Raw genomic sequence first — 12,058 nt, 5'->3', positions numbered from 1 at the left:
AAATATGAAATACATTTAGTGAAAGTATGAAGTTCATGTAGTTACATAAATCGTAATGATTCTGACTTGCAAATCGTAATAATTCCGATATAATTAAGAAGGCAACAAGTACATAAGGATAACAGGGGGATCATTATGATCAGTAGAACGATGAAAACAATTATTCTGATATTTTTATTGTTTAGTACGTTTATAATAGGATGCAGCCAAAAAAATACTGAAAATATCCAAGAAGAAACAAATAACGATGATAAAATTAAAATATTTACAACTTTATATCCAATTGAATATTTTACTAAAAAAATTGGAACTTCTCATGTAGAGGTGGAAAGCATTATTCCCCTTGGATCGAATGCGCATACATTTGAACCAACTACGAAAACGATGATTGAAATAGCAGAAGGAGATGCATTTATTTTTACGAGTGAACAAATGGAACGATACGCCCATAAAATAGCTGAAGCGTTGGATAAGGAAAACGTAAAAATTATAGAAGCGGCTAAAGACATTGAAATGATTCAACATGAAGACGACGAAAATCACAACGAAAATGATGAAGAGGAACACAGTCACGGTGATGTTGATCCACATGTTTGGATTGATCCAATTTTATCGATTACGATTGCCGAAAATATTAAAAATAGTTTAATAGATTTAAAACCTGAAGCTAGCGCGGAATTTGAAACAAGATTTAATGAATTAAAAGCGCAGCTCGAACAATTAGATGCAAAATTCCGTGACCTTGTGAAAGATAAAACTTCACCACAAATTGTAGTATCCCACGCAGCATATGGGTATTGGGAAAAACGATATGGCATTAAGCAATTAGCAATATCCGGTCTTTCTTCGACAAATGAACCATCACAAAAACAGTTGCAAAAAATTATAAATGTTGCCAAAGAAAACGATATAAAATATGTTATTTTTGAACAAAACATTACGCCAAAAGTTGCTGAAATTATTAAAGATGAAATAAATGCACAATCTCTTTATCTCCACAATCTATCCGTGTTACGCGAAGAAGATATTAAAAATAATGAAGATTATTTTAGTTTGATGGAAGAGAATTTAAACACATTAAAAATCGCATTAAAATAAATAAAAGGATGGTGCAAAAATTACTTTGCCACCATCCTTTTTTCATTTGAACACTTTTTTAAAACATCGCATTTCTCAAGGACTGGAAAAATGGAACACCATGACCGCTTTACAAAATATGTAGGAACATCTTGGCTTTTAGCTTTTTGCTTAATGACTTTAGCAAGATTGTGGTTAATATAATCTGTCATTACAAAAACGACATCAACATAATCAGGAATATTTTGCTTTATCATTTTAACTTTCCGTCCATCGATATGTAAAATATTTTTCACGCCGTAATTCATCAATTTTTCAGAGATATTGCCTAAATGGTCTGCACCTACAATCATTAAATTAGCCATTTTTATGACCTCCATCCCGATTGATTTGTTATTTTTATTTTAATTGAGAATGATTCTCTTTGTCAATATAATTGAGAATAAATATCACTATTTTTTTCAATATTTTTCCCAGTAAGTACGTATAAATCAGCGCTGATCTGTAAATCTTATAATGACTACTTCATTTGTTAGGGGTTGAAGCGATGACCGATGAAATAATGAAAGAATTAGAGGATTTATTCTCACGAAACTTAAGTGCTGTTGAAAAATTTATGGAGTTTTTAAAGCCGAAAATTGAAAGTGCACAAGATGAACACCAACGTTTATACTGGCACCATATTTATGAAGAGGAAGAACAACGATTGGACCGTCTGAAAGACTTATTGTCTCGTGTACGTCATTTTCTTAATAGCAGCGACAATGCTATGCAAGACAATATAAGTTTTATTCATTTATTGCAAGACGTCAGCCTTGAAAAATTTGGTCTACATAATTTTGAAGAGCATCTTACATTAGCAATATTTGATGCCAAAAACAGTGAACATGAATCTTTTTTGAAAAACATGCTTGAAATGGCTGAAAGTGATTATTCAAAAATAAAAGAGCTATTATCTGCTTTGAACGAAACATTTGATGGCAAAATTAACAAAGCCGGTTCAACACCAACGGATGAAAAAGAAAATGCAGAAGATCATGTAAAACTGCATAAGTTTTTTGCAAATAAACATATTACTAAAAAACTTACTGTAGGAAGCTTAAAAAATTTATAAAGGGGAATCTGAAATGAGTATGACAAATCACTATTCAGGAACACCTTTAACCGAAAAAGAATGGAATGACTTACAAGAACTTGTGATCCACCATGCTAGACGGACTCTGATCGGCAGACGTTTTCTAGACATATACGGGCCTCTTGGCGGTGGAGTGCAAGCGATTATGAACGACGTATATGAAGAATCAGATGTAGGCACAATTAGTTTACATGGTGATACATTAGAAGTGTCTAATCCAGTAAAACGTGAAAATTTAACAATCCCTCTTCTCTATAAAGATTTTAAGCTTTATTGGCGTGATATTGCCCATGCACGAACTCTCGATATTCCCATCGACTTTTCAACAGCTGCAAATGCAGCAACACAGCTTGCACTTTTAGAAGACGACTTAATTTTTAACGGCTCAGAACAATTTAATATTAAAGGACTAATGAATGTTAAAGGTCGGATTACACATATTCGTGGCGATTGGAAGAAAACCGGACATGCCTTCCAAGATATTGTCGAAGCGAGGAACAAATTAATGCAAATGGGACATACCGGTCCATATGCGCTAATTGTTTCTCCTCAATTGTACGCCCTTATGCATCGTGTTCACCAAGGTACAAATGTGCTGGAAATTGAACATATTCGCGAGCTTGTAACAGATGGCGTTTACCAATCACCTGTAATTAAAGGAGATGCAGGCGTTCTTATTGCAACGGGGCGACAAAATGTTGATTTAGCTATTGCAGAAGATTTTGATATAGCTTATATGGACGAAGAGCAAATGAACCATCTTTTCCGCATTTATGAAACAATTGTTCCAAGAATTAAACGACCAAGTGCGATCTGTACGCTTGAAGATCCAAAATCATCATAAAACAAACAAGGGATGTCTCAAACTAGAGCGGAACCCACTTTTTCCGCTTCCAATTTGAGGCATCCCTTTTATCTAAGCAATTTTAATAAGTTTATTCTTTTTCGGCAAAAAGCTCGTATCGATATCTTCCTCAATATTTTCCATTCCAATATCATCAACAAGAAGTTTTACTTCATCTATGAATGTTTTAATGAAAACGCCTTTGTTTAATTCACAAAGTTTTTTTAGATAGACATTTTTTTCTTTTAATTTTTCCTTTTGATAAGCTTTATTGTCCATTTCATATATTCTCTTATGAACAGGTTCAACAATTTTGCTAATATCCGTTACATTTACAATCATATGACCGCCATTTTCCGTAAAAAAGCCAATTGTATAAAATGTTCCTCCACAAAAGTCTATATTCGTTATAACCGGATGATTATATTCTTCTCCAGTACGCAAAACAATTTTTTTCGCTTCAATTACACCGCCAATTTTTCGTTCATTTGCCAAAATCGAATGAATATCAGTAAAACCAATAATTTTACCAGTCATGAAGCATCCTCCTTGTTGAGAATAACTCTCATTTTCACTATATTTTTATTTTATATGAGAATTATTATCAGGTCAATGTATTTTTTTGTACTAAATTATGTATATTGATAATGAAAATCATTCATAATAAATAATATTGACACTCATGCCTTTGTATAAACGGAGCTAATGCTGGTTATGATATAAATCGTATTACAAATAAAATAAAAGGAGTTGAATGTAATGGCTAAAGATGTTTTATGTGAAGTAAGCAACTGTAAATACTGGGCAGCTGGAAACAAATGTGCTGCAGATTCCATTTATGTAGTAAGCCATCATGGAAAGCAAGCTTCTTCACAAGAAGAAACAGACTGCAAAACTTTCGAGCCAAAAATTTAAAAAACCCGGGTCCATAGCACCCGGGCTTACGATCTTTTAGGACATATTTTGCACATCTGTTTTTCAGATACTAGATAAGACAAGCAGCATGTTGTTCTTACTCGAATAGCTTCCGACTCTACTAATGTTTTTTCATTGTTAAACCGGGATAAAGGGTTTTTTTGTCCAGTACCAAAAATAGAACCATCTTCTTCAGATAATAAAAAGCAATAATCTTCATTGGCATGATCGCAATCGAGGTCATACAAGGCTTTTTCATACAGCCAAAATATATAAACGGCAGCATTTTCCCAGAGCGTTTGTTTCGATAAGTTTCCGACCGAAGCGAGAGCATTTAACATGACATTGAGATGTTCAGAAAAAAGCTGTTTAAAAAAAATGCTTCTTGCTTTCGTACGCTCTTCCTCTGAACTAGCCACTTGAACTGCATCATCCCTTAAAATAAGTTTTGGAAGCCATATCCCGTTTTCATAGCAGTCCATGATTTCTACGTTTTCAATGGAAACATTTAAAAACTTATTGTATCTAGAAAATGCATATAGCGCTGGCACTAATAAAAGATAGCTATATCGTTTTGAAAAAAGAGAAGCAGCAACCGTTACACTAGGGGCATGAAGCTTATCTTTTACAGACTCCATGAATGGCTTCAAATTTTTTTCATCGATAAGATCAATCATACGAATGGCTTCTTTATCATCTATCTCATGTCGAGTATAAAATCTATACTGTTGAAGCTGCTCGATTTCTTCTTGAAGAAGACTGGCTTTTTTCAAAGTAATCACTTTCGGCATTTTGTAATCGACGCCCCTTTCCATAAGGAATACATAAAGGAGTTCCAAAAATCGGATCAATCATAATTTGACATTCCATTTGAAAAACTTCATATACAAGCTTAGTGTTAATGATTTCTTCAGGCTTCCCTTGTGCATAAATTTTTTTATTTGAAACGGCAACAATATGATGAGCATAACGGCAAGCTAAATTTAAATCATGCAATACCATAATAATTGTTCTTTTTTCTTTTTCATTTAATTCATACAATAAGTCAAGAATTTCAATTTGATGAGTCATATCAAGATAGGTTGTAGGCTCATCTAATAGAATCGTATCGGTATCTTGGGCAAGAGTCATCGCAATCCATGCCCGCTGCCTCTGCCCGCCCGAAAGCGAGTCAACATTTCTTTCTGCAAATTCCATCATATTGGTTGCTTTTAGAGCAGCCTTTACTTTTTGTTCATCCTCATCAGACCATTGCTTCAGCCAATTTTGATATGGATATCTTCCTTGTTTGACTAATTGCAATACCGTTAGCCCTTCTGGTGCTTCAGGTCCTTGCGGCAAAATGGCAAGCTTTTTGGCAACTTCTTTTGTTGACATTTTATGGATCATTGCACCATCAAGTAGGACTGATCCGCTATTCGGTTTTAACAACCGGGCCATTGAGCGCAAGAGCGTTGATTTCCCACAGCCATTGCTGCCAATAAATACGGTTATTTTTCCTTTTGGAATGGTCATATCTAATTCATCTATAACCGTAGTTTCACCATAACGAATAGTCAATGATTTCGTTTCTAGCGCATTATTTTTCATTTTCAAAATCTCCTCTGCGTTCAATAATTTCAGGCTCGCTTAACCTATTTTTTAAAGAGCAAGTAAATAAAATAAGGCGCACCAATCGCTGCTGTAAAAACACCTGCCGGAATTTCTGCAGCACCAAACATCGTTCTACCAATCAAATCGCTGACCATTACAAGAATTGCACCAATTAGTGCGCTAACAGGCAATAACGCACCAAATGCTGATCCAACAATTCGTCTTGCAATATGTGGTGCAAGCAAACCTACAAAACCGATTCCTCCAGCAAAAGCAACAGCGCCTCCTGTTAATCCAGTACTGAGAAGAAGCAACTTTAAACGTTGTCTCGCTACACGGCTGCCTACACCTGTCGCAACATCATCCCCCAATTCTTGAATATTTAAGTGCCTTGTTGAAACGAAAGTAATGACTAGTAAGATGATCGTCCATGGTGCAAGGATTTTTACATTTTCCCAATTTGTACCATATACCGTTCCTGTTAGCCAAATATTCGCTTGGCTAGCGCGATAAATAGGACCTAAAATCATTAACAATGTTGTTATAGCTTGCGTGAGGGCATATAAGCCAATCCCCACCAACACAAGCTTAAGCGGTGACACCCCACCGTTGTCCCAAGCTAATATATAGATGAATAATGCAATGATCGTAGCACCTAGGAAAGCGGCAAGAGGCATCCATTTAATACTGACGGTTAAAGCATTATTCTCATCGCTAAATAACGTTAAAAATAACACAACAGCTACCGCAGCGCCACCAGTAATTCCTAAAATATCCGGCGAGGCAAGTGGATTTCTTACGATACCCTGCAAAATAGCTCCAGCTACTGCAAGAGCCATGCCGACTAAAATGGCTGCTAATATTCGAGGCAGTCGGAAAGATTGAATGACAAGGGCATGCATCGCTTCTCCTTTACCGAGAATCACATCGATCACATCACCAATGCTAATTTTCATCGTCCCCATGCCGGTACTAAACAAAAATAGGAAAATCGTCAATACAGTCAATAAAACTGTTATCAAGAGTGCTTTTTTATCCACTAAAAAGGAAATCATCCCTTTTCCAACTCGAAGCGATATATATTTTCTCATTTCTTGAACACCCCTTTACGGGCTATGTAAATAAAGAAAGGCGCACCAATGATCGCTGTCATGACACCAACAGGAACCTCCTGCGGCATGATCACATACCGCGCGCTAATGTCTGCAAGATTAAGGAGCATGCCGCCAATCAAAGCACAGTATGGAATGAGCCAACGGTGATCTATTCCTACGATGTAACGAGCGATATGAGGGACAATAATGCCAATAAATCCTATCGGACCTGCAACGGCAACACTAGATCCGGCCAACAAAATAATTAATAAACCAGTAATGAATTTTATGACCCCAGTTCTCTGTCCAAGGCCTTTCGCTACATCCTCCCCCATCGTTAACAAGTTAATATGACGGGCTATGACAAAAGAAGCGCACCAAGCAGCTGTTAAATAAGGCATCACACGATATAAATATTCCATTTTCCTACCTGAAATGGATCCTGCTAACCAAAATATAACTTCTTCTAATGCTTTTTCATTTAATACTAGCAATCCTTGTGTAAATGAAGAAAACAATGCCCAAACCGCAGCTCCTGCCAGCGTAAATTTCAATGGTGTTAACCCTTCTTTTCCAATAGTTCCAAGAAAAAAAACAATTATACCACTAACAGCTGCTCCTAAAAATGCTATCCAAACAAAAGCATCTAAAGAGCTGATCGAAAGAAAAGTCACAGCGGCAACAATAGCAAAACTTGCTCCCGCATTAATCCCTAATATTTTTGGATCTGCTAATGGATTTTTCGTCAACGCTTGAATTAAAGCACCAGATACTCCAAGACTTGCACCAATAGCTGCTCCTATTAATGCCCTTGGCAATCGTACAGTTTGAATGATGATATGTTCATTAGAACCATCAAAGGAAGTAAAAGATTGATAAGCCATTTTCCAAGTTGTATCTGTATAGCCATAAACAATACTGAAGCAAATGAATAATAAAAATAAAATAAATCCAAGGATAAGTCCTATTATTTTCGATGATGTCGTTTTCAGTACCATATTTTCCCCTCAACAAACTAAGCTCGATTTTTCTTCTTTTAGTCTATTGAAAGAAATATCTACTGTCAATGAATTTGAATATCATTTTCATTTAGGTATTGACAATATTTTTTCAAGAAATTATGATTTAATAATGAAAATCATTATTGATTACATAGATTTTGAAAGGAGATTTATTCAACATGTTAAATAAAAAAGTTACCTTTTGGATCATGGCCCTTCTATGTTCCCTTTCACTCATTTTAGCGGGTTGTGGTGCGAAAGATGGAAAAACGAGCTCCAAAGAAAATAAACAAAAAAATGAGGCTCCACAAACAGAAAAAACAACCTACACTGTTAAACATGCAATGGGTGAAACAACAATTGAAGGTACTCCTGAAAAAATTGTTATTTTAACAAATGAAGGAACAGAAGCATTGCTCGCAATGGGAGTAACTCCAGTTGGTGCTGTAAAATCATGGCTAGGTGACCCATGGTATCCACATATTGCAGACCAAATGGAAGGTGTTACAGAAGTTGGTACAGAAAGTGAACCAAATCTCGAAGCCATTGCTGCCCTCCAACCTGATTTAATTATTGGAAATAAAATGCGCCAAGAAGCAGTTTATGAACAATTAAGTGCAATTGCACCAACAGTATTTGCTGAAACGTTGCGCGGTGACTGGAAAGAAAATTTCCAACTTTATGCGAAAGCTATTAATAAAGAAGAAAAGGGAAAAGAAGTTCTTGAAGCTTACGAAAATCGGATCAATGAATTCAAGGAAAAAGCTGGCGATAAATTAAATCAAAAAGTTTCAATCGTTCGCTTTACTGGAGGAGAAGTACGAATTTATCAAAAAGATTCATTTTCCGGTGTAATTTTAGAAGAGATTGGGTTTGCACGTCCTGAATCTCAAGATGTGAATGATTTTGCAATTAGAGGCGTTACAAAAGAAATGATTCCACAAATGGATGGAGACATTCTTTTCTACTTCACTTATGAAACTGGCGACGGTGAAGCAAGCAAAATCGAACAAGAATGGATTAACGACCCATTATTCCAAAAGCTTGATGTTGTACAAAAAGGGAAAGTCTATAAAGTTGATGATGCCATTTGGAATACCGCAGGTGGCGTTATTGCTGCTAACTTAATGATTGACGATTTGGAAAAATATTTCTTACAATAATGAAACATTCAAAAGGCAAGTGAGATGAGTAAATACGATCCCCACTTGCCTTTTTTTATTATGGACCAGCTTAACTCTTCTTATAAATAATTAAACTGCTTTTCCTAAGAATGCTTTTAGCATCCATACATGTTTTTCAAGGCTGCCATGGATTGCTAGAAGCATATCACCGGTAATCTCATCATTTAATTCATCTGCTAAGTCCATACCTTCTTTTAATTCTGCAACCATTTTTGAAAAGTCATCCACTAATACTTGAACCATTTGTTCTGCTGTTTCGTTTCCTGCCGCTTCTTGAATTGAAGACATTTCCAAGCACTCTTTCATTGTTGCCACTGGTTGACCGCCGATTGTCAATAAGCGCTCTGCCAACTCATCAATATGAAGGCTTGCTTCATTATAAAATTCTTCAAATTTTGTATGTAAAGTAAAGAAGTGGCCTCCCTTTACATACCAATGATAATTATGAAGCTTTACATATAGAACAGTCCAGTTTGCGATTTGTTTGTTTAATACATCAGTAAGTTGTGCCAATCGAACCATCTCCTTTATAATTATCACTTACAATATTTTCCCATATTGGGCTCTACTAATACATTATCATAAAATTTTATTGCAAAGTATGACGTATTTGGCAAACTTTACAAAAAAATAAATAAAAATCTTCTTTATTATATTACTAAGCTTATCTGTTGAAATTAAGAATGATTTCTTTATAAAATGGAAACTAAGTTTAAAACTAGGCAATAAAATTGTTGCAAATTTAAGGATGTGACTGATTTGAAGCAAAAGATAATATTATTTTGTACGTTTCTATTAGTTTTAAATATTTTAGCAAGCTGTTCCACCAGCAATGATGGAAATTTGGCAGTTGTCACGAAAGTCGTAGATGGGGATACGATTGACGTTACATTCGATAATAAAGAAGAACGTGTACGTCTTCTATTAGTGGACACACCTGAGACAAAACACCCTACTAAACCAGTGCAGCCTTTTGGTCCGGAAGCATATCAGTTTACGAAACAAACATTAGAAGGGAAAAAAGTGAGACTAGAACTAGATGTTTCTGAGCGAGACAAATACGGTAGATTATTAGCATATGTTTGGATCGATGACAAAATGTTCAATGAGATGCTGTTAGAAAAGGGGTTGGCCCGAGTCGCTTATGTATTTGCGCCAAATACGAAATATGTTGATCGCTTTTACGAAATACAAAAGAAAGCACAAAAAGAAGGAGTCGGCATATGGAGTATTGAAAACTATGTGCAAGAAGACGGTTTTCAATCGATCAATGAAAATTCAGTTAATACAAAAGATGAAAATAATGGGGATTGTTTAATTAAGGGCAATATCAACTCAAAAGGAGAAAAAATTTATCATACCATTGATTCTCCATCCTACGAGCAAACAAAAGCTGAACGGTGGTTTTGCACAGAAGAAGAAGCAAAAGCTGCTGGATTTCGACCACCTAAAAACATGCGTTAAAAACCATTTCAAAGAAAAATTAATCTTATAACCTTTTTCTTTTCCTCAGAAAAGCCAGTTCACCTGAGGATTCTATATTTAGATTAAGAGGTGAAATAAAATGAAAAAGGAGAGGAATGAAAAAGGAGAGGAATGAAAACAAAGAGAAAAGTAAAATCGAAACGAATGATAGTTTCAATCGGGCTTTTTACGGAAGTCCTACAATCGGAGGAGTCATAGTAATAGGAATAATAATACTGTTCCTAATATATAATTTTATCAAGTGACTTTGTTTATGACCATTTTTGACAGAAAATAAATGATACTCCTCCTAAAACATTAAAAATGGATACTTTACAAAAGTCAATGTAAAGTTATCCATTTTTTTATATTTAAAATATACGGTGGAAATCAATCGCCAGAAACATTTCACACCTACTCTTCCAACTAACTACTCACCTAACTACCGTCGTGCATTCCAACTTATTCTCTATTAAAATCGGTCATTTGCTTTCCTTGAAGTTCTTTAATATATTCGATCTGTTTGACAATTCTTTCTTGCCGCTTACCTAAAATTATTAAATAAACAGAAATTAATACCCATATGGCGGTATATGCCATGAATAAATAGATCATCTTAAAAATTCACCTACTTACTTTACGTTCCTTTATTCATTAACTTTTCTATTACATCAATTTTATATTTCTCAACGACAAGCCTCGTTCGTTCGATATACACACCTTTTTGAAGGAGTACAATATACAATAATGTTAAAACACCTACGGTGAATAATAATGTAAATAACATTGGAGCCTCTATACCCCCTCCTTGTCCACTTGGTCCACTGCCAAAAACGATCGGATGAAGTTTCGAGTTCCACCAACGGATGGCCATAAATACAATTGGAACATCGATAAAACCAATAATTCCAAATACTGCTGCAAGTCTAGCTTTTTTATCCCAAGCTCCATCCATGTGTCGTATTAAAATATAAGCTAAATAGATAAAAAATAAAATAAGCGTTGTTGTTAAGCGGGGTTCCCACGTCCACCATGTATTCCATGCACTTCGTCCCCAAATAGGTCCGGTTGTTAACACAATTAATGTGAAAACAACTCCAATTTCTGCAGAGATGCCGGCAACAATATCATAAATTCTTTTTCGTTTTATTAAAAATAAAAGGCTGCATACAAAAACGACTGCAAAGGCTAAAAAAGCATTCCATGCTGATGCAACATGAAAATAAAAAATTTTTTGTACGATGCCCATCATTCTTTCAACCGGGGACCAAACAAAGATTAAATATAAAGCGATACCCATCAACGGAAATAGTGCAATAACAAGAAATTGGTGAAATTTGGATTGTTTCGGTAATACAATTTTTACTTCATCGGAGCCCATTTCCTACATCTCCATCCATTTTAAATTAGTACACATTTACAAAGCTGCGAATCTTTTAATTCTCCCCTTTTATTTAAGCTTTATCTATGTATTTTTCTTTGTCCAATAGTTCAACAATCTTCTCCTCATACAATCTTTTCATTCCTTTGTAATCATCCTCAGACAATTTATTCATTTTATAGTCCATTTCAAGCTCGTTCAGCACTGCATAAAGCTCTTCTTGACTAATTTCATCCAAATCATTTGCTTTACTGTTTTCAAGTGAAGTCATTTCTGATTTTTCCATGAAAGGGGACAAAACTAAATATAAACAGAAGATAAAAAGCAAAAAGCTTGCTATGATTGCCGGAATATCCACCATTTTCACTTC

General features: G+C 35.1%; 16 protein-coding genes. 6 read left to right on the top strand and 10 right to left on the bottom strand.

Translation table 11 applies throughout. The features are described from left to right. Positions 1–135: 135 nt before the first annotated feature. The gene (locus HR057_RS00525) at positions 136–1,098 is read left to right on the top strand and encodes a metal ABC transporter solute-binding protein, Zn/Mn family (protein WP_173729448.1); all 963 of its coding nucleotides are present in this window, start codon (positions 136–138) and stop codon (positions 1,096–1,098) included. Positions 1,099–1,118: 20 nt separating this feature from the next. Here the strand turns inward: HR057_RS00525 and HR057_RS00520 are convergent, their stop codons facing one another. Then, positions 1,119–1,442 (bottom strand): DUF2325 domain-containing protein, encoded by a 324-nt coding sequence (locus HR057_RS00520; protein ID WP_173729447.1) that lies wholly within the window; start codon positions 1,440–1,442, stop codon positions 1,119–1,121. 182 nt (positions 1,443–1,624) lie between these two features. On the opposite strand from HR057_RS00520, the gene HR057_RS00515 reads away from it, so the two are divergent. Both HR057_RS00515 and HR057_RS00510 read left to right on the top strand, forming a co-directional pair. Next, complete coding sequence (locus tag HR057_RS00515; protein ID WP_173729446.1) at positions 1,625–2,191, top strand: IMEF encapsulin system ferritin-like cargo protein; 567 nt, start codon at positions 1,625–1,627, stop codon at positions 2,189–2,191. 13 nt (positions 2,192–2,204) lie between these two features. Beyond that, the gene (locus HR057_RS00510) at positions 2,205–3,056 is read left to right on the top strand and encodes a family 1 encapsulin nanocompartment shell protein (RefSeq protein ID WP_173729445.1); all 852 of its coding nucleotides are present in this window, start codon (positions 2,205–2,207) and stop codon (positions 3,054–3,056) included. 72 nt (positions 3,057–3,128) lie between these two features. On the opposite strand, the gene HR057_RS00505 is transcribed toward HR057_RS00510, so the two are convergent. Continuing rightward, positions 3,129–3,593 (bottom strand): hypothetical protein, encoded by a 465-nt coding sequence (locus tag HR057_RS00505; RefSeq protein ID WP_173729444.1) that lies wholly within the window; start codon positions 3,591–3,593, stop codon positions 3,129–3,131. 222 nt (positions 3,594–3,815) lie between these two features. Here HR057_RS00505 and HR057_RS00500 point away from each other — a divergent pair, with 222 nt between their 5' ends. Beyond that, positions 3,816–3,971: a DUF1540 domain-containing protein gene (locus tag HR057_RS00500; RefSeq protein WP_173729443.1), complete on the top strand. Its 156-nt coding sequence runs from the start codon at positions 3,816–3,818 to the stop codon at positions 3,969–3,971. 26 nt (positions 3,972–3,997) lie between these two features. Here the strand turns inward: HR057_RS00500 and fhuF are convergent, their stop codons facing one another. From fhuF to HR057_RS00480, 4 genes are read right to left on the bottom strand one after another with little or no spacing between them, the layout of a single operon-like run. Continuing rightward, positions 3,998–4,762, bottom strand: a complete 765-nt coding sequence (gene fhuF / locus HR057_RS00495) for a siderophore-iron reductase FhuF (protein WP_173729442.1) — start codon at positions 4,760–4,762, stop codon at positions 3,998–4,000. Then, the gene (locus HR057_RS00490; protein WP_173729441.1) at positions 4,692–5,561 is read right to left on the bottom strand and encodes an ABC transporter ATP-binding protein; all 870 of its coding nucleotides are present in this window, start codon (positions 5,559–5,561) and stop codon (positions 4,692–4,694) included. The genes fhuF and HR057_RS00490 overlap by 71 nt, the downstream gene beginning before the upstream one ends. 44 nt (positions 5,562–5,605) lie before the next feature. Beyond that, positions 5,606–6,655 carry a FecCD family ABC transporter permease gene (locus HR057_RS00485; protein WP_173729440.1) on the bottom strand — a complete coding sequence of 350 codons (1,050 nt, stop codon included), beginning with the start codon at positions 6,653–6,655 and terminating at the stop codon, positions 5,606–5,608. Further along, positions 6,652–7,656, bottom strand: a complete 1,005-nt coding sequence (locus HR057_RS00480) for a FecCD family ABC transporter permease (RefSeq protein WP_173729439.1) — start codon at positions 7,654–7,656, stop codon at positions 6,652–6,654. The genes HR057_RS00485 and HR057_RS00480 overlap by 4 nt, the downstream gene beginning before the upstream one ends. Before the next feature lie 182 nt (positions 7,657–7,838). Here HR057_RS00480 and HR057_RS00475 point away from each other — a divergent pair, with 182 nt between their 5' ends. Next, a complete protein-coding gene (locus HR057_RS00475) occupies positions 7,839–8,822 on the top strand; it encodes an ABC transporter substrate-binding protein (RefSeq protein WP_173729438.1) in 984 nt (327 codons plus the stop codon). Positions 8,823–8,912: 90 nt separating this feature from the next. On the opposite strand, the gene HR057_RS00470 is transcribed toward HR057_RS00475, so the two are convergent. Next, entirely contained in the window at positions 8,913–9,356 is a 444-nt protein-coding gene (locus HR057_RS00470; protein WP_230474301.1) for a Dps family protein, read from the bottom strand. Positions 9,357–9,602: 246 nt separating this feature from the next. Here HR057_RS00470 and HR057_RS00465 point away from each other — a divergent pair, with 246 nt between their 5' ends. After that, on the top strand, positions 9,603–10,307 hold the full coding sequence (locus tag HR057_RS00465; protein WP_196237798.1) for a thermonuclease family protein: 705 nt from the start codon (positions 9,603–9,605) through the stop codon (positions 10,305–10,307). 462 nt (positions 10,308–10,769) lie between these two features. Here HR057_RS00465 and HR057_RS00460 read toward each other — a convergent pair whose 3' ends face one another. The 3 genes from HR057_RS00460 to HR057_RS00450 all read right to left on the bottom strand — a co-directional run bounded on the left by HR057_RS00460 (position 10,770) and on the right by HR057_RS00450 (position 12,049). Next, positions 10,770–10,922: a CcmD family protein gene (locus tag HR057_RS00460; protein ID WP_173729436.1), complete on the bottom strand. Its 153-nt coding sequence runs from the start codon at positions 10,920–10,922 to the stop codon at positions 10,770–10,772. A 22-nt stretch (positions 10,923–10,944) separates the two neighbouring features. Beyond that, positions 10,945–11,688 (bottom strand): cytochrome c biogenesis protein, encoded by a 744-nt coding sequence (locus HR057_RS00455; protein ID WP_173729435.1) that lies wholly within the window; start codon positions 11,686–11,688, stop codon positions 10,945–10,947. Positions 11,689–11,761: 73 nt separating this feature from the next. Then, positions 11,762–12,049, bottom strand: coding sequence for a hypothetical protein (locus HR057_RS00450; RefSeq protein WP_173729434.1), 288 nt, complete (start codon positions 12,047–12,049; stop codon positions 11,762–11,764). Positions 12,050–12,058 lie beyond the last annotated feature (9 nt).

Origin of the sequence: Calidifontibacillus erzurumensis, assembly GCF_013303125.1 — a bacterium.
GTDB classification, from domain to species: Bacteria; Bacillota; Bacilli; order Bacillales; family Bacillaceae_J; genus Calidifontibacillus; species Calidifontibacillus erzurumensis.
This window is presented reverse-complemented; position numbering and strand designations above follow the sequence as displayed.